The organism is Chryseobacterium sediminis (assembly GCF_008386505.1).
In the GTDB taxonomy this organism is placed as follows: Bacteria; Bacteroidota; Bacteroidia; order Flavobacteriales; family Weeksellaceae; genus Chryseobacterium; species Chryseobacterium sediminis.
The window spans coordinates 316,352-339,761 of sequence record NZ_VUNZ01000001.1; the positions used below are offsets into that span (position 1 = coordinate 316,352).

Consider the following 23,410-nt stretch of genomic DNA (forward strand, 5'->3'; position numbering starts at 1 on the left):
AACATGGCATTTCCATTTGATACCCGTTACGCTTCGCTTGAACTTTTAATCGAAAAGGCAAAAAAAAGAATGCCCCGTTTCGCTTTCGAATACCTGGATGGCGGTTGCAATGAAAACATAAACCGGGACAGAAATACGAGCGAACTAAGAGAAGTTCTTCTTCGTCCACGTTATCTGAATAATTACAGTGAAACCAACATGGAAACTGAATTATTTGGAGTAAAATATTCCGCGCCTTTTGGAATTTCTCCCGTTGGGTTACAGGGACTGATGTGGCCCAATGCTCCCGAAATTTTGGCAAAAGCTGCTTTTAAACATAATATTCCCTTCATATTAAGTACAGTTACAACAAGCAGTCTTGAAAGAATTTCCGAATTAACAGAGGGAAAAGCCTGGTATCAATTATACCATCCGAGAGAAGAATGGCTGCGCGATGATATTCTCGATCGTTGTGAAGCTTCCGGATACGATGTACTTGTTGTTTTGGCTGATGTTCCGACTTTTGGATACAGAGCAAAAGAAATAAGAAATGGCTTATCAATGCCGCCTCAAATTAATTTCCGAAATGTTTCCCAGGCTTTGGTAAAGCCGCAATGGTGTTTAGAGATGCTGAAACATGGTGTTCCGAGTTTTGCAACGATGAATAAGTATATGGATAAAAATATGAATGTGAAACAGCTGGGCCAGTTTATGAATTCTACTTTTTCCGGCAGATTGAATTCAGACAGAATCAAGGCGATTCGTGACAAATGGAAAGGAAAATTAGTCATTAAAGGTGTCGCTTCAGACGAAGATGCCGCAGAAGCAGTTCGTTTAGGTTTCGACGGAATGATTATTTCCAATCATGGCGGAAGACAGCTTGATGCGGGTGAATCTACGATTTCTGTAGTGAAAGAAATCAGCGAAAAATATAAAGGTCAGATCAAAATTATGATGGACAGTGGTGTAAGAACCGGCCCGGATGTTGCCCGCGCTTTAAGTTGTGGTGCAGAATTTACCTTTATGGGAAGAACTTTCATGTATGCAGTAGGAGCTTTAGGTGACAAAGGCGGTGACCATATTATTGAAATGCTTAAAATGCAGTTCAGACAGGTGATGGAACAGGTTTGCTGTGAAAAACCGGAAGATTTGCAAAACTTCAGAGTGAAATAAAATCTTTAAGGTTATATTAATATTCAATTGGAACGGGCTTTAGCCCGTTTTTCATTGTAGCAGATTCTTATTGACTTTAGTCAAAAAGTAAAATTCTGTTTGCGGATTCCAAAATATTTTTAAACGAATATTTAAAATAGTAAAATGCATTATTTAAGGAAGCAAAGTATTGCAACAAAGTTGCTGATGAAGCTGGCTTTATTAGAATCAATTTATTGATTCCATTCTTTGCTCACTTACAATAGGCAGTATGATAAATAAAACTTTGCGTTAAAAAAATGACCATTTCAAAATAAAAATTCGCAAAGACAGCCTTGCGAATTTTTTTATGATAATTTGAAAATTTATTTCTTCTTCTCCGATTTTACCGCCTGTCTCGCCAATAACTTCCAGTCATTTTTTACTTTTGACCAAACCAATAAGATATCCAGCATCACATCTCCCGGTGCTTTTCCGGCATCAGCAGTCGTTGCATAAAAATGATGACGGACAATGGCTGTATTACCAACAATACTTACCGTTTGATTCGTAATATCAATCGTTATAAAATCAGACCTTTTGCTGGCCAGTTTTTCTACAAATTCCCTGGCATCATCAATATGACCTCCAGAATGTCCATACGTTAATTCCGGCAGGATTAAAGATTGTAAATCAGTTTTTTCTCCGCTTATCATCGCTAATCTGAACTTTTCGGCAACAGCATTTACAGCCTCCTTATCACTTATTTTCTGTGCTGAAATACTTATTGCCATCATAAAACCAATGGCAAAAATTAATTTTTTAATCATAGTTGAATAATATATTTTGTTTGATAGTATTTAAAAGTGTTTTGTTCTAAATTCGAAAGTATAATTCGTGTAATCGATTGCATAACTATTTATAAAGAATCTCTCTGAATAAACTTAAAGACGTTATTCACAGATTCTTTTTTATTTTTCAGAATCATATAGGCCGCAGATTCTCCCATAGCTTTAAAGTCTGTAGTAATTACCGTAATTCCCAGCAGTTCTTTAAGAGGCGTTTCATTATAGGAAATAATTCCGATGTCTTTGCCTAGTTCAAGGTTTTTCTGCCGGATTTGCTTAACCAGGTTCACCAGATCCCGTTCCCGAATTGTGATGAAAATATCTTTATCCTGCAATTCCATATCGGGATAAATTTCGTCAAGAATTTCATAATCCAGTATAAAATCTTTACAAAACTTCTCAAAACCCCGTACAATACGGAAAGGGTAGGGATGAATGGATTTGTCGGGATACACTAAAATTATCTTCTCGTATTTCTTTATTTTGTCTAAACCTTCCTTTAAAGCATTATAAATATCATGTTCAAAATCCTGAAAAATAGAGCCGTATTCTCCGGAAACATTAGGCTTGGTATTGTCTAACAACAGCAACTTGTTTTTCGGGATCTGTTCAATCATATCTAAAACCTGCTGTGTTGAGCTGGTATGTTTAGACTGTTCATCACGGAAATGGGGCATAATCACGTAATAATCAAATCCGCCAAGATTCTTTTTTAAAGAATTAATGAAAAGTGTTTCGTCACAGTGGTAAATATACATTTCAACATTGCCTTTGGTACCGATTGCATTGACGAAATAATTATAAATCATCATTTTATAAGTACTCGGTTTGTTGATCAGGAAGAAAATGTTAATCACATCATTTTTATTAATCCGTGAAATATAATATCCTTTTCCTTTTACAGATTCGATGATTTGTCTTTTTCGGAGTTCTTTATATGCTTTTTCTACCGTATCTCTTGAAAGAAAGCACGACTCGCTGAGTTCATTTATAGAAGGGATTTTCTCACCAATCTTAATCTCTCCGCTATCAATTCCATTGAGAATAGAATCTACAATCTGTTTATATTTAGGAACTCTGGAATGCTCATTGATTATTATTTCAAATGTTTCTGCCATGATGTTAAAGTAGGAGATGTTTATTTCAGTTTAAAGAATAATTCAAAGGTTAACGAACGGGCTAAGGCAAGTTACAAATATTTATAATATTAATTGTAATTGCAATGGTTTTACTATAAATTATAACGTAAAAATAGAATTTTAGTATACAAAGTTAAATACAATATGCAAAAAACTTAATAATATACCTTAGCATGGTAATTAGAAAAGTAAAAGAAACAAAGAAGGAATTGAGAATTAAATTGTAGTGCTTGTAATTTCAAAGACAAAAGAGGTAGAAGTTTCAAACTTTCCTCCCTGTGTTGCTCCGAACAGAAATTTAGGGGTCTTACCGTCTTTGTCCATTAAAATCATGGGACGTTCTAATCTTCCGAATCGTTTTAAATGACTGGGTGGTACAGGTTCCTTACTATAACTTTTCATATCAAGGTAAGCAATTTTCGGTTTGGACCAGTTAAGGCCATCCCTGGAAGTTAAATGTAAACCGTATTCATGGTTAAAGAACCCCATATCACGGGCTACTATATGAAATTTTCCATGTTGTTTCCAGATAAAAGCATCTTCGAGCTGGGCATTGTCAGGCTGTAATGAAAAATCAATGACAGGATTTTCCTTTATTTTCTCGTAAGGACCTGAAGGGTGATTTGCCTTTGCCAGTCCGTATTTTCGGTTTCCTCTTACCGGACCTTTCTGGTTTTCATATTCTTCGGTGTTCCAGGATTTATAAAAAAGCCAGAATTTGCCATCATTTCCTTTTATAAAAGCGGGATTGGTAGTACAATGGTCGTCCCATGCGCCTTTTTCTCCGGGAAGTAGCAGAGGTTTTTGCGGCCTTTCCCAATCTCCGTCAAGACTTTTTGAAGTGGCAAGCCCTATTCTTTTGGTATTTGTTTTTCCGTTTTGGTTACCCATGTAGAAAAGATAATACTCATCTTCTACTTTGGTAATTAAAGGATTATGACAAGTAGTGGCATCCCAGAATTCGCCGCCTCTGGGGGCAAGAATAACTTGTTTATGCCTGAATTCGTCATAGGGAGAATCAGCTTCTGCACGGCAGATTTCAGAGCCGTTGAGCCAGCCGCCCATCCCTTTTTCTTTTTTCCATCTTGAATAAAAAAGATGAACCTTACCGTCTTCGCCCCAGATTGGAGAATTACACCAAATGTAATAGTTCTCCAATGAAAAGGTACGCCCAATTGGTTTTAAGCTGAAATAAGGTTTGTCGGAAGATGAACCTGTAAATGACAACCCCAGAACCGCAGCTGTGATCCCAAGGGCTGAAGTCTGTAAAAAGTCTCTGCGTGTAAAGTGTCTTGGTTTGTCCATCTCATCTGATTTACGGCTAATTTAGTATAAACATATCAACAGACTGTCCTGTACTTTCGGTGAACTGTTTAGCCGGAATTTATCAGCCTTTGGACTTGAAAAAATTAAAACTAGAGCATAAAAAAGCCCGCCCTAAGGCAGACTCTAACTACTACTGTTGTATGAATATGAAATTTAAGGCATCTTTTTAAAACCTTCCGCTTTTATTTTCCAGGAACCGTCTTTTGGAAAACCGGGAAATGTACCTTTGGAACTGTCCCAGCCTTCGAGCATCATGGCAACAGTCGTTAATATTCCTCCGTTTCCGGGAAGATAAATACGAAGACGTTTATCCTGGAAATTATGACCGTTTGTAAGATAGGTATTAGTCTGAATATTCATAAAAAGTGCATCCAGAGCTTTATTTGGAAGTCCCAGTCTTGCGGCGTTCATGGCCGTCATCGGGAAATCCCAACCCCAGGTGTGTTCCCAGTTCCATCTTTCCCAAACAATGTCCAGTGTATTTTTCATAATTTTTTTATCCAGTTTCGGGGATTCAGGAACCATTCCTAATGCTCCCAGAACAGCCGGATGATCAGTCATCCATTTCGGAAAAGTGAAGGAATCCTTTGCAGATTCGGTTGATAAATAAACGCCATCCTGAACCGGAAGCGGGGCTAGTTTTGCAATAACCTCATCCCATTTTTTATCTCTCGGCTGCCCCAATCTTTCCTTCCATTGTTGAGCAACTTTCAGTGCCCAATCCCAATATGCTACTTCATAAGTCGGGTTGTACGTATCCTTTGCAGGGAAAACTTCCTGTGCGGGAATAACACCTTTTCCGAGATTATAACGGTTTTTCTCTTTATCATAATGAGCATAATCTGCCATAAATTCGGCTGTTGCAAAAATCAGGTCTTTATATTTTTCCAACACTTTTTTGTCCTGTTTATCGCGGTACAGAAGCTCGGTCATATAGATGATATGCGGCTGTTCCCAGATCAGGAATGCGGCCACAGAAGATGGGCTTTCATTTCCTTCATTATCCGACATTTTAATCCATCTTACACCTTTATAACCTTGTCTTTCTGCTAATTTTTTTGCTTTTTCAAAACTTCTGAAATAATAATCCAGTTGTTTTTCTAAAATCTCAGGCCTTCCCCACAAAGCGTAGTGAACCCCGTGCCACCAATGCATCTCTGTATGTGGTTTTCCGTACCAGCTGTTGAAGGTTAATCCTGTTTCCTGTGGCGGGTTGCTTCCTCCGCATTGTACTTTGGTTAAATATTCTGACAGAACAACCCTGCGTTCCAATTCGCTTGCTCTGGGGTCTGTACTTCCTTCAAAGTCAACTGCTGCACCGCTTTTCCAGAAAGATTCCCATCCTGAAGCACTTTCTTTTTCTGCATCAGTAAATAACGCTTTTCCATTTTTCGGATTTTTAGCTGAAAACTCAACACTTAATTCTATTTTTTTACTTTTTGAAGATGGTTCGAATACAAAATAATGTTTCCCCGCTTCTCGTAATTTCCCTTCTGTAAAATAAAACTGGGTATAATAATCTGCACTCTGCAACTGATGATGAATGATACCCTGCGTTGATTGTAAAGAAACAATTCTTGTTGTGTGATCGTTTTCATTGCCATAAAAAGCAGCGTCATCCAAAAATTGTCCGGTAGGAGAAGGGTAGCGTGCGAAAACTTTTAACCTGTTTTGAGCAATTAAACCAGACTCGATTTTAACTCCTATTTTATCAGAATTCTGAAAAGAAGCCGTCCAGACTTTTACAGGTATTCCGTCCAGTGAGAATTCACTTGTTATAATTCCTGTCCAAAGATCAATTTTTTGATGAATGTTGGTAAGATCTGAAATTTTTGCTTTCTGACCATCTTTTTTAAGCAGTTCAATACCGATATTTCCTAATTGCAGACGATGTTTGTTGACTCTGAAATACTCAACGGCTCCTTTATTTCGTTCAGGCTCTTTGAGTTGCACACTGTATAGTGCTTTCCGTCCTTCATTGTTGAAATCGTATGCTTTTAATGTTTCCTCAAATGTATAATCTTTAGTATTTGGAAAGCTGTTCCAGCCCCATTCCGACTGGGTTCCCAAGGAAACTCCATTTTTGTAATATTCAGGAAACGACTGCATTCCGGTAATATCGACCGTGTAAGCAAATTTTCCGTTTCCAACCGTTAAAGTAGAAAGGGTATCGGCTTTTGTGTTGAGCACATTGTGACGTTGTACTACTTTCTTCCGCTCTATTTTCTGAGCAGTTAATGAAGAAAAGCCTATCAGAAAAAATCCAAGATATACTGCTAATTTTTTACTCATATTTTTTATTTAAGAATAGTGGCACTCATCAGTCCGATAACGACATCATTGCTCACTGCTGTTAATTTTATTGATTTTAATTCTCTGTTTGGATCAATCGGCAGATCCAGAATGGTTGCGGCACCGCCTTCAATAGCCCGGCTGCTTACTCCTTTAATTTCTGAATATTTCATTAAACTTCCCCCTTTGTACAATTCCCCGGTTTTCAGCTGAACCCGGTACGGAATTTTATCATCCGGAATTTCAAAAGCAAAATTATCATCAAACAAATCCTGCTCAATAGGCCACCAGTTTACGGGATTTTTTAATTCTAATGCTGTACCCGAACCGTCTGAATATTGAACGGAGATTGTTCCGTTGGTAATCTGTGACTGCATCGGATTGGTAGAACCTGCCATCAGAAAATAGATTTTCTTACCTTTTCCCGTAACAGGAATTTCAACCGATTTAGGAAAATTATCCCACTGACTTGTAAAGACTATATTTTTCTCTTCGTTATTAATTAAAAAAGGAATTCCTAAGAGCTCTAGTTTTCCATCTTTTCGTTTTTTCATCAGTCCGCTGTCATCAATTTGAGTCGTGGTCAGCGGATAACACCAGTTCCCGATTCCTTGCCATGGAAGCTGTAGAGTAGGGACATTGAGTCGTGGTGAAAGATATTTTTGATTGAAAATTTCGGTTACTCTCTCATTATATTCTGAGGCTAATGAAACGGGATTGAATGCGCCTTTATTTTCAATTTCCCAATCTGTTATTTCTACATTTTGCCTGATTCCATTGTATTCAAGCTGAATAAAGTTGGTTCCCCTGCTTAAAACATTTGCTGGAATTTCAATTGAAGTATTTTGATTTTTTTGAATTGAAAAACTTGTACTTAAATTATTAATACTCAATTTTCCATTGATTGTATTGAATGATTTAGACTGAATTTGTAGTTTTTTATTCGCCCATTTTGTTTCCAAAGGAAATCGGATGTCAACATTTATAGGTTGCCACCAAGTTGTTCCGCTTTGCTCGACTTGCACGAAAAATGTTCCCTTTCTTTCCTTTTGGTTTAATTCAAACTTTTGGTTGACCACCTCGTCTTTTCCCTTTGGTCGAATCCACCCCTCCAGAGGAGGGGAATTTTTTACCAATCCTTGAGGGTCATAAATATTTTTGATTTTCTTTTTTGAATCAAAACTCAATTGAAGATTTTCAGAAATATAAGCGATGTAATCTGTTTTTTCTATTTTTAATTCATCTCCCGAATACGTAATTTCAATGGTAAATTCTTTTCCTTTTTCTGTTTCTAACTTTATAAAGGGCTGTAAAATAGAATTTGGATGAATTACAAATTCCGCTTTTTTACCGTTTACGGTTACTGATTTTATTTTAGTATGATTCACAGGAATCAATACATCAAGTGAAACTGCATTGGAGTAATTTGATTTAAACCAATAACTCGTTTTTTTTGAAGTTCGGTTAAATTTAAATTCCCAATCCTGAAGCTTCAGTTCTGCAAAATTCCAGTCTTTGGGAAACCCTGGTTTTATAGTGATTTTATTTTCTAATAATTCAGGATAGATTCCGAAAAGACCTTCCGTTAAAGTTCTTGCAGCCACACCAATCGGATCGGCAAAATCACGGTACAATTCCCCACGAAAAGCATCATAGTAAGATAATTGCTCAAAATTTCCCGGACTGATTCCATAATACATACTTTCGGCCAGATTGCCTTTCCAAAGTCGATAGGCTTCATCATTTCTTCCTGCCTGCCAATATGCCAAAGCTGTTTGTAAATTCTCTGCCAGCGCTACATTGTTAATCGACCAATCATAAGGCTGCCAGCTGGTGGTGGAAAGGGTGTAATAATCTTTATTAATTTCTCCTTTTACTGTTATAGGAATCTTCGGAATATGATTGTTGATGTACTGTGTGTTTTGATAATCCTCAAATTCATTCAAAATATAAGCATCCGAAACATGATAAATAGACCATATTCCCGGCTTATCGTGAAGTATCTGATTCCCCAAAGCGTCTTTATATTCAGCAAAATACCCTTTGTTTTTAATCCAAAGCTCGTTTTTCATAGCTTTTAAAGTGGATTCAGCTTCTTTTTCGTACGGGATGGGATCTTCGCCAATGATTTTCGCTAGTTTTGCCATTTCACGGTTAGCTCTGTAATTATAGGCAGAAGTGTGGGTTACTTTTCCACCAGAATACTGCAAAGCATCGCTCGCCCAAATGGCCGCATACGCATCATAAAGATTGCCCCGTTTGAAATTTCTTTTTTCCCAATTCATGTGACGAACCATTGTAGGCCACATTTTTTTTAAAAAATCCAGATCTCCTGTGTAGTTGAAATGAGAAAACAGCTGGTCAAAGAACACCAGATTCATATCATAATGATGAGGTTTTGAATTGTCATTGGGATTTCTGGAAATATATCCGCTTGAGAACACCGAAGTTCCCATTTCTTCTTTGTGTCTTGCCAGATGCAAAAGTGTGTCCATTTCAACGGGTGCCGAATCAGGTTTTAAAACCTGAGAATTGGAATAGCTTTCAAAATGTTCTTTTGCGCGATCATGCCAACTGAGAACATCGGCTGCGTAAGCTCCTCGCCAGGCATTTAGCCTCATCCTCCAGGCAACTGCGCCATGAAGAAATGTTGGATTTTCCCAAATGCCATCTGCGGCAACGGCAAGGGTAGCTCCGAAGTTATTTAAATCCGAATCCGGAGTTTTTAATTGGATGCGGTTGATTAATGATGATCGGAATTGTTCAGCTTCATTGAAAATACCCGCAAGTTGTTTGTCTGAAATATTCTGATCTGATTTTCCTTTTTTAATCTGAATATAAACCGGTTTTTTTTGCGCTGAATATGCTGCGTAAATGATCGGAGATTTTTCTGCTTTATTTTGTGCAAAATCAGATAATTTTTCCAACGTTTTTGCATCTGTTAATTGTAATGAATTGGCGCTCGAAAAACTTCCGCTGATGAACTGGTTTTCTTTTTTCTTGTTTAAATAAGTAAGCTCAAATTGGTTTTTATTAATTTGAAACTGATTACCTACACAATATTCCGGAAGCAAATAAAAACCGGATTCCGGGTCTGCACCGATGTCACCATTTCTGCTGAATGTTTTTCCGCTTGCTCCACCATAAACAGCATAGATCTTTGATGAAGGATCTACATTTCCTGTCTCCATTTTTAAGATCAAACCTTCTTCTTCAGATTGTGCTAAAACCTTTATTTTTAAATTTCCATTTCCAAGAATATGATCTTTAATGGTATATAACATCATGCTCGGACGATAACGGGTTTCAATGGTATCGGCCTGAATTAATTTTTTAATTGAATTTCCTTTTTGAATAACAAACTGAAGATTACCACCCATTCCAGGAAGATACAGCGCAAATTCCGGCAAATCTCCGGCTTCTATTCTTGAGGCGCGGTTGTTACCATACAAAGCACGGTTGAAGCGGTATTTACCGTTAACCAGCAAAAAATCACCTTTGTCTTCTTTGTAATGCAGCTCTCTTTCATTTTTCTGCCAATGTCTGGATTGGGAAAAAGAGTGTGAAAAGGCAGATAAAACAATAAAGCCTGCTAAAATGGATGTTCTTCGCATTTTATTTATTTAAATCAGTTAATGGCTGTCCGTTAACAGTAACGTTTTTCAGAGTGACATTTTTTAAGAAATCAACTTTATAAGGAATTTCAACATTGTTAATTTTAGCATTCACCATCGTAAAATCTGTTACCGGAGAAGATTCGTAGGCATCAGAAAGAACGGCATATTTTCCGCCTTTTTCCACGGTCAGGTTTTCCACCCAAATATTTCTGATTGTAGGGATGAAGTTGCCCGGTTTTTCATAATGCATATTAAAACGCACTGCAGCTTCTTTATAAGCGCCTACTTTTGTATTGTAGAAGAATACATTTTCGATAATTCCGCCCCGGCTTGAGCTTGTTTTAATACGAAGTGCCCTGTCAAGGTTTTTACTATCCATCACATTTTCTATGGCATAAATATTTTTTGCTCCGCCCGCAATTTCGCTTCCGATCACTACGCCGCCGTGTCCGTCTTTCATTTCACAGTTTTCGATGATGTGGTTTTCTGCCGGTTTCCCTATACCTCTTCCGTCTTCATCTCTTCCTGATTTTATGGCAATGCAATCATCTCCCGTATCGAAATATGAATCTTTAATCCACACATTTTTACAGGCTTCGGGGTCAAAACCATCATTATTAGGACCGTGGCTGATTACTTTTACTCTTTCAATCAAAACATTTTCACACAATACAGGATTAAGGTTCCACATCGGAGAATTTTTCACCAAAACATCTGCCATATAGAAATTTTTACTTTTATAAGGCTGAACGAAATTGGGTCTCAAATAATATCCGTCACCGAATATTCTTTCTCTCGGATCCTTCTTTTGAGCCATGTATTCATGCAGTTTTGCACGGGCAGGATTTTGTCTTCCCGGGCGGGATTCGTTCCAACCGTATTTTTTTGCACCACACCAAAACCACCAATGGTCGTTATCAGAGTTTCCATCCAGTGTTCCTTTTCCTGTTATAGCTATATTTTCTTCTTCGTAGGCGTAGATTAACGAGGAATAATTCATACATTCCATTCCTTCCCATCTTGTGAAAACAATAGGGTAGTCGTTGCTGTCCTGGCTGAACAGGATTGTTGCACCTTCACTAACATGCAGATTCACATTGCTTTTTAAGTAAATAGCTCCTGTCAAAAAGATACCTTTTGGAACTACAACTCTTCCTCCGCCTTCTACATTACATTTTTCGATGGCTTTCTTAAAGGCCTCCGTATTTTTTGTTTTTCCGTCACCATTAGCACCGAAATCAGTAATGAGATAGTCTTTTTGTCTGAAGTTGGGCTTTACAATCTGTTTTTTTAATGTATTGATTTCCTGTAAAGGCTGTTCCGAGGAAGTCCATGGTCTGTATTGCCCCGAAACGGAAACTGATATGATGAATGCGAAAAGTATTAAAGCGTATTTTTTCATAATGTCCGAAAGATATTAGTTTAAGAAAGAACATCCGTATTAAAAATCTCTTTCTTTATCGCAATCTAGAACAATTATGATTAACAATTATCCTGCACTGTCTGTATAAAATTCATTAATTACATAAGCAACCAGAGGTATACTTGGATGTTGAGTAAAACGGACGGATAATTCCACTTAGAAGTATCATTGGCCTTGGACTTTCCGGGGTAATATTACAAAGTACCATAAATGAGAAGCAATTGTTGATTATAACCTGAAAAGATAATATTTGATGTAGAGAATTTTCAAACCAATAGCAAACAGTTTAATCAATAATTTTTTTTTTTTGATTAATAGGGAGTTATGAAATGAAAAAACCGACATCGAAGAGTGAAATCTTCAAATGTCGGTCTTGTGACCTTGACGAGTGTATCTTCAAACAATTTTATCGATGATTTGGTTCGATTAAGTCAAATTAAAAACGGATTATATTCCCCTCTTTTATTCAACAGATTATTTTAACTTACATTTAAGGCAAGATAATTTACCAAACTTTTAGAAATCATTATTGGAATTGTAAAGTCTTTAATTGGCTATTTCGGTCTTGTACCCATAAACGAAGAGATATCGAAACATTTAGTGGAAGATTTAGAAAGAATCGTAGAATTAAATAATCCTTTAATGTGACCAAGACTAGCGTATCTTCTAACACTTTTATCAATGATTTGCTACGTGTGAGCAAAATTAAACAAGAGTTATATTGCAATAGTAAGTCTTTATTTGGCTGTGCTTTTCTCTATATTAATTGAAAATAAAATAGAGGTATTTGGTATGAAAGTTAGAAAATTTTTAACTTCCAAATAAAAAGTAAATAGTTATTCTGATAACAGATTTAATTCAAACTTCTATATTCATTAGGAGTGACACCCGTTCTCTGCTTGAAAAGTCTGATAAAATGCTGTGGATATTTAAATCCTAATTCGTAAGCAATCTGAGCAATAGACTGATCAATGTTGAAAACTCTTTCCTTGGCAACATCAATAATTTTATTCTGAATATATTCCTGTGCAGTTTTTCCTGTTTCTTTCTTAATCAGATCTCCAAAATAGTTGGGTGAAAAATGTAATTCATCTGCACAGTAAGCTACAGATGGAAGCCCTACGGTATTAGGTTTCTCAGATGAAAAGTAGTTGTTTAATAATTCTTCAAATTTTTCTAAAATACCTTTATTGACATTTTCCCGCGTAATAAACTGACGGTCATAAAAGCGGTCACAATGATTAAGAAAAAGCTCAATATTTGATGTGATAACTTTTTTACTGTGTTTATCCACTGGCCTGCTCAATTCAGATTGAATATCAGCGAACATTTCCAAAACCATTTGCTGCTCTTTTTTAGAGAGGTGTAATGCTTCATTGGTTTGATATCCGAAGAAACCGTATTCAGAAATACTTTTAGCTAAAGAAGTTCCCTTGATTAAATCCGGATGAAAAACTAATCCATGTCCCAAAGGCTGATAGATGTCAATTTTATTTTCTACATCAACAATTTGTCCCGGAGAAACAAAAACCAACGTTCCTTCCTGGTAATCATAAGTTGCCCGACCGTACTTGAGGTCACCGCATTTCACATCTTTTAAAAAAATACAGTACAGATTAAAGTACATTTTAGACCCGGTCCTTTTATGCGCTTTTGAAAAATCTATCACACTTACCAACGGATGTAAAGTTTCCTGATTATTAAATTGATTATAATCATCCACTGTCTCAAAATTGATGGAATTGCTCATTGCTGTATCATTTTGTAATGCAAATCTAAAGATAAAAACAACCTCTTTTTTACAATCAGAGTCAGAACAGTAATATTGGTTATCAATTCCGTAATCTGTCTACCAATATGCTTGTCAATAGGTTGGAAATTTGCAATAACAAGTTGATAAACAATATTAACTTCTTTATGAAGCAATAATTTAAATTAAAATCAAAAATGAAAAAAGTAATATTAAACAACGGATTAGAAATGCCAATTTTAGGATTTGGAGTATTTCAGGTACCGGATCCTGCGGAATGTGAAAAAGCTGTTATTGATGCTATCGACACTGGATATAGATTAATAGATACTGCTGCATCTTATGGAAATGAGCAAGCTGTTGGTAATGCGATCAAAGCCAGCCAGATTGCAAGAGAAGATTTATTTATAACAACAAAGCTTTGGGTGCAGGATGCTGGATATGAAAATACATTAAAAGCTTTTGAAACATCATTGAAAAAACTTCAGTTGAATTATCTGGATTTATACCTTATTCATCAACCTTATGGAGATGTATTTGGTTCTTGGAGAGCAATGCAGGAATTGTATAAACAAGGAAAAGTAAGGGCTATAGGTGTTTCCAATTTTCATCCGGACAGGATCGCAGATTTAATTGCCAACAGTGGATTTACACCGGTGATCAATCAAATCGAGACTCATCCTTTCCATCAACAGGCTGAAACACAAAAATTCTTAATTGAAAATAATGTACAGATAGAATCCTGGGGACCTTTTGCAGAAGGAAAGAATGATATTTTTAATAATGAAGTTTTAAAAACAATCGCAGAAAAATATAACAAATCTGTAGCTCAGGTGATTTTGAACTGGTTAACAAGCAGAAATGTTATCGTTATTCCAAAATCGGTAAGAAAAGAAAGGATGGCTGAAAATTTCAACATTTTCGATTTTGAACTTTCTTCTGAAGATATGAATGCTATCGCCACTTTAGATACTACTTCCAGTCTTTTCTTTGACCATAGAGATCCTAATATGGTTAAATGGCTTAGTGAAAGAAAATTGGACTTGTAATCAAATTTCATCAGTAAAAATATGATCAAATGAATAGAAGAGATATAATAAAGACAGCTGGTTTAGCAGCCGTTGGAAGTACATTGCAAACTTTCAATTCCATACTTAAAGCAAATACAATTGATCATAAATTGTCAGAAGGAATATCACCTTTTGTACAGCAATTTTCCGATGTGGAAGCGCCTTTAAAAACAAAATAAAATTTAGTAAAAATGGAAAAAAGATTATTAGGAAATAACAAATTAGAGATTTCCGCATTAGGATTAGGATGTATGGGATTAAGTTTTGGTTATGGAAAAGTAACCGAAAAACAGGAAGCGATTCAGTTAATAAGAACCGCTTTTGAAAATGGAGTAACTTTTTTTGATACAGCCGAATGTTATGGTCCATTCACTAACGAAACATTGGTAGGAGAAGCATTGAAACTCTTTAGAAAAGATGTTGTAATTGCCACCAAATTCGGATTTGAAGATGGAGATTCTACAAAGGGCTTAGACAGTAGCCCTGCAAGAATCAGAAAAGTGGTAGAGGATTCTTTGAAAAGACTACAGACGGATTATATTGATTTATTTTATCAGCATAGAGTTGACCCAAATATTCCGATTGAAGATGTTGCCGGAATGGTAAAAGATTTAATTACGGAAGGTAAGGTCAAGCATTTTGGTCTTTCGGAAGCTGGCGTGGAAACGATTCGCAGAGCACACGCAGTACAATCCGTAACCGCTTTACAAAGTGAATATTCTTTATTTTACCGTGAACCTGAAAAAGAAATCATTCCTACATTGGAAGAATTAGGAATCGGATTTGTTCCGTTCAGTCCATTAGGTAAAGGTTTTTTAACGGGTGCAATTAATGACGAAACAAAATTTGAAGACTCAGATTTTAGAAATATTGTGCCTAGATTCTCTGAAGAAAACAGAAAGGGAAACCAGGCCTTAGTAGATTTATTAAAATCAATTGCAATGGAGAAAGAAGCTACTCCTGCTCAGGTTGCTTTAGCTTGGCTTCTTGCTCAAAAGAGCTTTATTGCTCCAATTCCGGGCACTACCAAATTACATCGTTTAAAAGAAAATATTGGCGGAGTTGATTTAAAACTGAGTTCTCAGGATTTATCTGAAATCGAAGATGCTCTTTCTGTAATTAAAGTTGTTGGAGAAAGATATCCGCAGCACTTAAAAGAAAGGGTCGGAAAATAAGAATATACTAAAATCAATCAAGTGTAATATTTTATTCTTACCAAAAGAAAAGTGTATTCATTTTCTTTTCTAAATTATTGATAATTAAATTTAAAAGAATGAGCAATGACAAATAAAACAATGAAATATTTAAGCTTAATCATCTTAATTTTAGTCTCCAATTTTTTTGTTAAGGCGCAAAATAAGGTGACACAAAAACCAATTACTATTGCATCACAAGGCAATTTCTCAGCCGGAGGTTCGGTTATCAAAAGCGATGGTGTTTTCGATCCTTTAAAACCGTGGAATGTTCCCCAAGGTGGACAAACAAGACACGGAGACCACGCGGATGTTTTTTACCAAATTCCTGTAAAACCTAAAAAACTTTCGATGATTTTCCTGCACGGTTACGGGCAGTCCAGACGAAGCTGGCAGACCACAGCGGATGGAAGAGAAGGATTTGCCAATCTATTTTTAAGAAACGGTTATAGTGTTTATCTTGTCGATCAACCAGGTCGTGGAGAGGCCGGGCAGACTACAAAACCCGGACAAATTAGCGGTACGCCAGATGACCAGACTTGGTTTACCCAATTTCGAATGGGTCTGTACCCCAAATTCAATGAAGGAGTTCAGTTTCCAAAAGACAGCGTTTCTATGGATCAATTTTTCCGTATGATGACACCTAATACGGGAAATGTAGATGAAACAATAATTGTTAATGCAATGTCTTCGGTTATGGATAAATCCGGAAACGGGATTCTTTTCACACATTCGGCAGGAGGCTCACCCGGATGGAAAACAGCCATTAAAAATGAAAAAATTAAAGCTGTCGTTGCCTATGAACCCGGAGGATTCACCTTTCCGGAAGGAGAAGAACCTGAAGGAAACCGAGGAGGAAAAGGTGTTCCCATACAAGATTTTATGAAGCTAACCAAAATCCCAATTATAGTTTACTATGGAGATTATATTCCAACTGAAGAAACTACTGCAGCATCACTAAATTTTTGGAGAACCGTTCTGAAAACGGCAAGGCAATGGGCGAAAGTTGTCAATAGTCACGGTGGTGACGTTACTATTGTTCATCTTCCGGAATTGGGTATCAAAGGAAATACCCATTTTCTAATGTCTGATCTGAATAATGCAGAAGTTGCAGGATTATTATCAAAATGGTTGAAAGAGAAAGGGTTGGATAAGTAATATTGGTTGCATTATCCGTAATCTGTCTACCGATTTTAAACTGCTATTTTCTGAATTTTGTTAAACAATAAATGATATATGGAAAAGTTGAAAAATTTTGGTGTATGGTTTTGTGCAGTACTTCTATTATTATCATCTTGCTCAAAAGCTCAGAAATCAATGTCTGAAAAAAAGGAAATGTTGAAAGACAAAAATGTATTGATTGTTTATCTATCTCGAACAAAAAATACAAAAACAATTGCCGACATCATTCATCAAAATACCGGTGGAACCTTAATTGAGTTGGAATTACAGAATCCTTATCCCGAAGATTACAAAGCAATTGTAGATCAGGTGGCGAAAGAAAATGACACTAATTTTTTACCTCCGCTTAAAACAAAGATTGACGATATAGAAAAATATGATGTGATCTTTTTGGGGTTTCCAACCTGGGGAATGCAATTACCACCTCCGATGAAAAGTTTTTTGGGCCAGAACAATTTTAAAGGGAAAACAATTATTCTTTTTAATACCAATGCAGGTTATGGTATTGGAAACAGTTTTGACACCGTGAAAAAGCTAAGTCCTGGCAGTACAATATTAGAAGACTTTACGATCAAAGGTGGTGTTGAGCGGGATGGTATTCTGTTCGTAATGGAAGGAAAGAAGAAAATTGAAGCAGAAAAGAAAGTAAAAGAATGGCTAACCAGGATCGGAATGTCTAAATAATGTAGTTGAATTAAACTTTAAAAGTAAAATAATGAAACAATTGAAGTATTTCATTTTAATAATCCAGATAATGAGTGTTTCACTTTTTGTAACTGATATGAAAGCACAACAATTAACAACACCAAGTAATCATTTAAGTGAAAAAGATAAAAGTACCATTGCTATTTCCTCATTTACAGCGCAAGGTAAATTGAAAGAATTAAAAGGTAGTTTAAATTCCGGTCTTGATTCGGGTCTGACTATTAATGAAATAAAGGAAATTTTGGTACATACCTATGCTTATTGTGGTTTTCCGAGAAGCATAAGAGGTTTACAGACTTTTATGGAAGTTCTTGATGAAAGGAAGGTGAAAGGTATTAATGATATTGTTGGAAAAGAAGCTTCGCTTATTGATAATGAAAACAACAAGTATGAGCGAGGAAAGGAAATTCTGGGTCAACTTACCCAAACAAAACAACCAGACAAACTTTCCGGCTATTCAGCATTTGCACCGACAATAGATATATTTCTAAAGGAACATCTATTCGCAGATATTTTTGAGAGGGATGTTTTGACTTATGCACAAAGAGAGTTGGTGACGATTTCTGTAATCAGTGCTATTGGTGATGCTGAACCAATGTTGCACTCTCATTTAGGGATTTCGTTAAACGTTGGATGGTCACCACAGCAGTTGAAGGAATTTGTTACTGTTGTCAGCTCTACTATTAATAAAGAAAAATCAAATGCAACCAAAATGGTTTTAAATCACGTTTTAGAAAATAAACCTAAATAAACGATCTAAAATAAAAAAATGAAAAAGATAATAATGTCAATGACAACATTAATTATTATAGCAACAAGCTTTAGTATTAATGCACAAACAAAAAAAACAAAAATGGAAAAAATTGAAGTTGTCAAACATAATAATCCTTTCGGATTGGTTTATGATGATGCAATCAAAGAAAATGTAACAGGAAAAGTAAATATTTCTCCTGTAAAGTATAAATTGAATGGAATTGATATCGCTGCCAATGTTTACACACCGGCAAATTATGATCCTTCAAAAAAATATGCTGCGATCACTGTTGCACACCCAAATGGAGGTGTTAAGGAACAGACAGCAGGTCTTTATGCACAACGTTTAGCGGAAGCTGGCTATATTACCATTGCTGCAGATGCATCTTATCAGGGAGCAAGTGGGGGAGAACCTCGACACACCGATAGACCTGTATATAGAACGGAAGACATTCGCGGAATGGCAGATTTCATTTCACAATATCCTGGAGTTGATATTAATAGAATCGGAGCATTCGGAATTTGTGGTGGTGGAGGGTATACTTTGAAAGCCACTCAATCTGACAAAAGATTTAAAGCGATTGCTACTTTAAGTATGTTTAATTCTGGAGAAGTAAGACGTAATGGATTTATGAATTCGGGATTGAATACTATTCAGGAGCGTTTGAAACAAGCCTCCGATGCAAGGGCACAGGAAGTAACGGGTGGTAAAATAGTATATTCAGGTGTGGCAAGCATTACCGATGAAGAAATTCAGAAAACAAATACGGATCTCTATCGGGAAGGTTATATTTATTATTATCGCACCAATGCTCATCCCAACTCGACTTTTTTATATCCCACCAGCAATTTACTGGATTTAATGACCTGGGATGCTGCGGACAATATGGATTTGATTAATCAACCTTTATTGATGATAGCTGGAAGTAAAGCAGATACCAAATATATGACAGATGAAGCGTTTCCAAAAGCCATAAATGCAAAGGAAAAAGAATTATTCATTATCGATGGTGCGACACATATCCAAACGTATTGGAGACCTGAATATGTAGAAAAAGCAGTGAGAAAACTGACTGAATTTTTTGGAAAAAATCTATAAAAACATGAAAGTTCTACCATTCGTTACGGTAGAATAAATTATAACAAGCCCTGTATTTATTAAAGAATTAAGATTAAATATATAAATATGAAACAAATAGTTACATTACTTTTATCAATATTAATTGTATCAAGCTGTTGTAGTAAATCCACATTGGAAAGAGCAAGGACTAATATTTTTCCTAAAGGGGGAAAAGTAACCAATAACAATTTTACAGGCAACGTTTGGCTGCAAATGCTGGGACAGGACGAACAGACACTTAATACGGGTGTAGGCAATGTAACTTTTGAACCTGGAGCGAGAACTAAATGGCATCTTCATCCCGGTGGACAAATTATCCTTGTAACTGATGGGATAGGATATTATCAGGAAAAAGGGCAGCCGAAAAAGATTTTACATAAAGGAGATGTTATCAAATGTCCTGCAAATGTTGAGCATTGGCACGGTGCTAGTGAAAATTCATATTTCGTTCAGATTGCAGTCACTGATAATAAGAAGGGTTCGGTCGAATGGTTACAACCTGTGACAGAAGAAGAGTATCATAAGTAATGGAAATGGGGAAGATTCTTAATAGATAATTATTAACCAATCAAAAATAAATTTTATGAAAAGCAAACCTAAATTATTTTCTGTAGCCATTATAATATTCAATTTGGAAGTTTTTAGTCAAGTAAAAAGATATATTATTAATAAAATATTTTGCGATTGATAACCAAGAGTATTCCTAGATTTTGCAGTTTTTTAATTGTTCTTATAACAGTTTCCACTCTTAATCCTGTTAGTGATGCAATTTGCTGTCTGGTGAGAAATACTTGATAAGAATCAGTCGGAGGTTTTGATTTTTTTAAGTAGTTGAATAGATTCGTTATTTTTTCTGACGGGCTTTCTGATGCAAATCCTTTCATCAGGTAGGTATAATGCATATTTTCTGCGGTATATTTGTATAAATCTAACAGTATTTTGGGATTATCTTTTAGCATTAAATCAAAGCCCAATCTTTCCAATTTGATTATCCTAGAGTTCTCCATTGCAATGGCACTTACAGAATATGGATGTTTTAAGAACAGGAAAAGTGCTCCTAGACAATCACCTTGAATAGAAATGTTGTGAATAAATTCACGACCCGCTTTTTTCTCACTGACAATCTTCACAGTTCCTGTTGAAATTTGAAAATAAGAGACTACGTCATCATTTTCTTTAAATACATATTTTCCCTTTGTAAAATTTACAATTTTAGCTCCATAGTTCATCAAAAGCTCCTCTTTTATCAGCATCAATTTTTATTTTAATTATTCATATGAAACTATCTTGTGTGCAGTTCCTAATTTATTTACAAGCGTACAAAGCTTTCTTATGACCATTTGTCATCGTGATCATTTCTCTTAAGTTCTCTTTCAACTTCATTAATTTCAGGTAAAGGAAGAAGATAAGTGTCATTAATATATTTTAGAATATTTTTATTTGTTTTATCATCTATTTTTCTAATGAAAAGGTTATTGGAGGATTTTAGAGTTTCGATGAAGTTGTCAGCATATTGGTCTTTACTAAAAAAAGTTTTTTCAATGACTGCTCTTTTATCATCATTCACAATAATATCACTAAAGGCTGTGTTGAGGAGTACTGTCTGGAAAAATGATTCAGCTGGTAAAAGAGTGTGAAGGTAATAATCTTCAAAATCCATTACCCTTTTATTATTGGTTAAAAATACACAGGTTTCTCTTGTAAGGATAAACCACTTCCCACCAATATAAGGTATAACTTCCTTCATAAATTCTCTTTTATAAATAAATGAAGATATTTTATGGGTCAGCTCTGTAAAATGATTTTGTATCCTTTGCAGTGTATCGGGCCTGTAAAATTTCTGGTCATAATAAAAAAGATAATTTCTTCCGTTATTAACGGTAAGGAATTGACGGATAATATTTTGTGACTTGAGTGGGAAATCTTCACCACTCAGGTTGATAAAATAATCCCAGTCATGACTTACATTCAAAAGATATTCCATCGCATTAAGTTCAGCCTGGATCATACTAAATCCTCCGGACACAATATTCATGCTTTCCAAAATATACACATTGGGGAAATGTATTAGATATAATTGTATTTCTTCTGTAAATTCAGCTTTTGCTTTCCGGTCGATATGAATAAGGTAAAACTGATCCCTTGTATAAATTTTCTGAAACATCTCTTTAAATGCATCAGGTTTATGATGGATCATAATAAAGTAAGCAATTGTCACCTGCGGAGTTGAATGCAGATCGGTAGTTTGGGAATGGGGATGAGTTATGGGAAATGAAGTTTGCATGGGAGTAAAATTTAAAATCATCCGCAAAGGCAAACAATTCAGTTTATGTGCGTAAGCTACGAATATATTTTTGATAATCAGTTAATTAAATTTACTGTTACCTAATTGTTTTGTTGTATATTTGCAATGCATTTATAAAACAGGTTTCTGCCTTTGCCATTCTGTAATAGTTTAAACTCACCATTTTTTCTTTCAGTTTTTGCTTTTTCAGCCACCCAATTATCAATCGGGTTTCGAATGTGAAAACACTCCACAAGTCTTTTCATCCTAGAAGGATACGTTATTGCAGGCTCATGAATACTACACAGGTAATTTATCGGAAGTTAAGCAAGTAAAATGATGAAGAAAAAAGATTTTTTTATTCATCATTATGATACACCAATTCAAATTCTGAAAAGGGAATTTGCTTACAAAATATCGGGAAGACCGAACATTATGATGAGTTTCAAAAATTTAAATTTAATCAATCCCATTATCCGTGCTGTAACAGAAGCAGGGTATTCTAAGCCAACTGAAATACAGTATACAGCAATACCCCATATTCTTGCAGGAAAAGATATTATAGGATGTGCCCAGACAGGTACAGGAAAAACGGCAGCATTTGCAATGCCTATTCTTCAGTTGTTAAAAAAATATACCCCTGATCATAAAGAGATCAGAACATTAATACTTACGCCGACCCGGGAATTAGCAATACAGATTGAAGAGAATTTTGCTGTGTACAGCAAATATTTACCTTTATCACAACTCTCTGTTTATGGAGGAGTCCCAGCGGGCGGACAGCTTGCGGCTCTTAGGAAAAGAGTAGATATTCTGGTGGCTACACCCGGCAGATTGCTGGATTTGGTTAATCAAAGACATATTGATCTTTCTAAAATAGAAATATTTGTTTTGGATGAAGCAGACAGAATGCTTGACATGGGGTTTATCAATGATGTCAAAAAAGTTTTAAAGCTGATTCCCCAGAAAAGGCAGACCTTATTTTTTTCGGCCACAATGCCTTCAGGTATAAGAAAATTTGCGGAAACAATTCTGAATAATCCTGTAGAGGTTACTGTAACTCCAGTATCTTCAACCGCACAAACGGTGAAACAATCCGTTTATTTTGTGGAAAAAAGAGATAAGACGGGTTTGTTGATTGATTTATTGCAAAATGAAAATATGAGGCGTTCACTGGTTTTTACCCGTACTAAGCATATTGCCAATAAGCTGGTACAGCAATTGGAAGGAGTAGGGATTTTTGCTGCAGCGATTCATGGGAACAAATCTCAGACCGCAAGACAGAATGCACTTGATGATTTTAAAAGCAGTAAGATTAAAGTATTGGTAGCTACAGATATTGCAGCCAGAGGTATTGATATTGATGATCTTCCACATGTAGTAAACTATGAGCTTCCCAATATTCCGGAAACGTATGTCCACAGGATCGGAAGAACCGGAAGGGCAGGAACGGAAGGTACTGCTATTTCATTTTGCGATACCGATGAGCGCTTAGATCTTAAAAATATTCAAAAACTGATAGGATTCACAATGCCGGTCAGATCATTTTATAAATAAATCTGTAGAGTTTACAGAAAACAATAAATAATTTTTTAATA

19 protein-coding genes are annotated in these 23,410 nt (G+C 35.8%); 10 read left to right on the plus strand and 9 right to left on the minus strand.

Features of this window, described 5'->3' with window-relative positions; genetic code table 11:
* Nucleotides 1–3 precede the first annotated feature (3 nt).
* Nucleotides 4–1,152 carry an alpha-hydroxy acid oxidase gene (locus FW780_RS01335; protein ID WP_149831859.1) on the plus strand — a complete coding sequence of 383 codons (1,149 nt, stop codon included), beginning with the start codon at nucleotides 4–6 and terminating at the stop codon, nucleotides 1,150–1,152.
* 344 nt (nucleotides 1,153–1,496) lie between these two features.
* Here FW780_RS01335 and FW780_RS01340 read toward each other — a convergent pair whose 3' ends face one another.
* The 7 genes from FW780_RS01340 to FW780_RS01370 all read right to left on the minus strand — a co-directional run bounded on the left by FW780_RS01340 (nucleotide 1,497) and on the right by FW780_RS01370 (nucleotide 13,505).
* Nucleotides 1,497–1,940, minus strand: coding sequence for a nuclear transport factor 2 family protein (locus FW780_RS01340; protein WP_149831860.1), 444 nt, complete (start codon nucleotides 1,938–1,940; stop codon nucleotides 1,497–1,499).
* Nucleotides 1,941–2,029: 89 nt separating this feature from the next.
* Complete coding sequence (locus tag FW780_RS01345; RefSeq protein ID WP_149831861.1) at nucleotides 2,030–3,076, minus strand: GntR family transcriptional regulator; 1,047 nt, start codon at nucleotides 3,074–3,076, stop codon at nucleotides 2,030–2,032.
* Nucleotides 3,077–3,313: 237 nt separating this feature from the next.
* Nucleotides 3,314–4,402, minus strand: coding sequence for a family 43 glycosylhydrolase (locus FW780_RS01350; RefSeq protein WP_149831862.1), 1,089 nt, complete (start codon nucleotides 4,400–4,402; stop codon nucleotides 3,314–3,316).
* A 174-nt stretch (nucleotides 4,403–4,576) separates the two neighbouring features.
* Nucleotides 4,577–6,715, minus strand: a complete 2,139-nt coding sequence (locus FW780_RS01355; protein WP_149831863.1) for a hypothetical protein — start codon at nucleotides 6,713–6,715, stop codon at nucleotides 4,577–4,579.
* A 5-nt stretch (nucleotides 6,716–6,720) separates the two neighbouring features.
* Nucleotides 6,721–10,329, minus strand: a complete 3,609-nt coding sequence (locus FW780_RS01360; RefSeq protein ID WP_149831864.1) for a DUF4450 domain-containing protein — start codon at nucleotides 10,327–10,329, stop codon at nucleotides 6,721–6,723.
* A gap of 1 nt (nucleotide 10,330) precedes the next feature.
* Entirely contained in the window at nucleotides 10,331–11,734 is a 1,404-nt protein-coding gene (locus FW780_RS01365) for a glycoside hydrolase family 28 protein (RefSeq protein WP_149831865.1), read from the minus strand.
* Between the two features lie 874 nt (nucleotides 11,735–12,608).
* Nucleotides 12,609–13,505 carry a helix-turn-helix domain-containing protein gene (locus FW780_RS01370; RefSeq protein ID WP_149831866.1) on the minus strand — a complete coding sequence of 299 codons (897 nt, stop codon included), beginning with the start codon at nucleotides 13,503–13,505 and terminating at the stop codon, nucleotides 12,609–12,611.
* Nucleotides 13,506–13,702: 197 nt separating this feature from the next.
* Here FW780_RS01370 and FW780_RS01375 point away from each other — a divergent pair, with 197 nt between their 5' ends.
* The 8 genes from FW780_RS01375 to FW780_RS01405 all read left to right on the plus strand — a co-directional run bounded on the left by FW780_RS01375 (nucleotide 13,703) and on the right by FW780_RS01405 (nucleotide 20,056).
* Entirely contained in the window at nucleotides 13,703–14,554 is an 852-nt protein-coding gene (locus FW780_RS01375; RefSeq protein ID WP_149831867.1) for an aldo/keto reductase, read from the plus strand.
* A 29-nt stretch (nucleotides 14,555–14,583) separates the two neighbouring features.
* Nucleotides 14,584–14,754, plus strand: a complete 171-nt coding sequence (locus FW780_RS22275; RefSeq protein WP_007845923.1) for a hypothetical protein — start codon at nucleotides 14,584–14,586, stop codon at nucleotides 14,752–14,754.
* Between the two features lie 12 nt (nucleotides 14,755–14,766).
* Nucleotides 14,767–15,750: an aldo/keto reductase gene (locus tag FW780_RS01380; protein ID WP_149831868.1), complete on the plus strand. Its 984-nt coding sequence runs from the start codon at nucleotides 14,767–14,769 to the stop codon at nucleotides 15,748–15,750.
* Between the two features lie 105 nt (nucleotides 15,751–15,855).
* Nucleotides 15,856–16,926 (plus strand): alpha/beta hydrolase, encoded by a 1,071-nt coding sequence (locus FW780_RS01385; RefSeq protein WP_149831869.1) that lies wholly within the window; start codon nucleotides 15,856–15,858, stop codon nucleotides 16,924–16,926.
* Between the two features lie 78 nt (nucleotides 16,927–17,004).
* Nucleotides 17,005–17,634 carry a flavodoxin family protein gene (locus FW780_RS01390; RefSeq protein ID WP_149831870.1) on the plus strand — a complete coding sequence of 210 codons (630 nt, stop codon included), beginning with the start codon at nucleotides 17,005–17,007 and terminating at the stop codon, nucleotides 17,632–17,634.
* Between the two features lie 31 nt (nucleotides 17,635–17,665).
* Nucleotides 17,666–18,406: a carboxymuconolactone decarboxylase family protein gene (locus FW780_RS01395; protein WP_149831871.1), complete on the plus strand. Its 741-nt coding sequence runs from the start codon at nucleotides 17,666–17,668 to the stop codon at nucleotides 18,404–18,406.
* 102 nt (nucleotides 18,407–18,508) lie between these two features.
* Nucleotides 18,509–19,507: an alpha/beta hydrolase gene (locus FW780_RS01400; RefSeq protein ID WP_241676820.1), complete on the plus strand. Its 999-nt coding sequence runs from the start codon at nucleotides 18,509–18,511 to the stop codon at nucleotides 19,505–19,507.
* Nucleotides 19,508–19,594: 87 nt separating this feature from the next.
* The gene (locus FW780_RS01405; protein ID WP_047437606.1) at nucleotides 19,595–20,056 is read left to right on the plus strand and encodes a cupin domain-containing protein; all 462 of its coding nucleotides are present in this window, start codon (nucleotides 19,595–19,597) and stop codon (nucleotides 20,054–20,056) included.
* 137 nt (nucleotides 20,057–20,193) lie between these two features.
* Here FW780_RS01405 and FW780_RS01410 read toward each other — a convergent pair whose 3' ends face one another.
* Both FW780_RS01410 and FW780_RS01415 read right to left on the minus strand, forming a co-directional pair.
* The gene (locus FW780_RS01410) at nucleotides 20,194–20,781 is read right to left on the minus strand and encodes a Crp/Fnr family transcriptional regulator (RefSeq protein WP_007845912.1); all 588 of its coding nucleotides are present in this window, start codon (nucleotides 20,779–20,781) and stop codon (nucleotides 20,194–20,196) included.
* 77 nt (nucleotides 20,782–20,858) lie between these two features.
* Nucleotides 20,859–21,812, minus strand: a complete 954-nt coding sequence (locus FW780_RS01415) for a beta-1,6-N-acetylglucosaminyltransferase (RefSeq protein WP_167510632.1) — start codon at nucleotides 21,810–21,812, stop codon at nucleotides 20,859–20,861.
* Between the two features lie 438 nt (nucleotides 21,813–22,250).
* On the opposite strand from FW780_RS01415, the gene FW780_RS01420 reads away from it, so the two are divergent.
* Entirely contained in the window at nucleotides 22,251–23,369 is a 1,119-nt protein-coding gene (locus tag FW780_RS01420; protein ID WP_047438315.1) for a DEAD/DEAH box helicase, read from the plus strand.
* Nucleotides 23,370–23,410 lie beyond the last annotated feature (41 nt).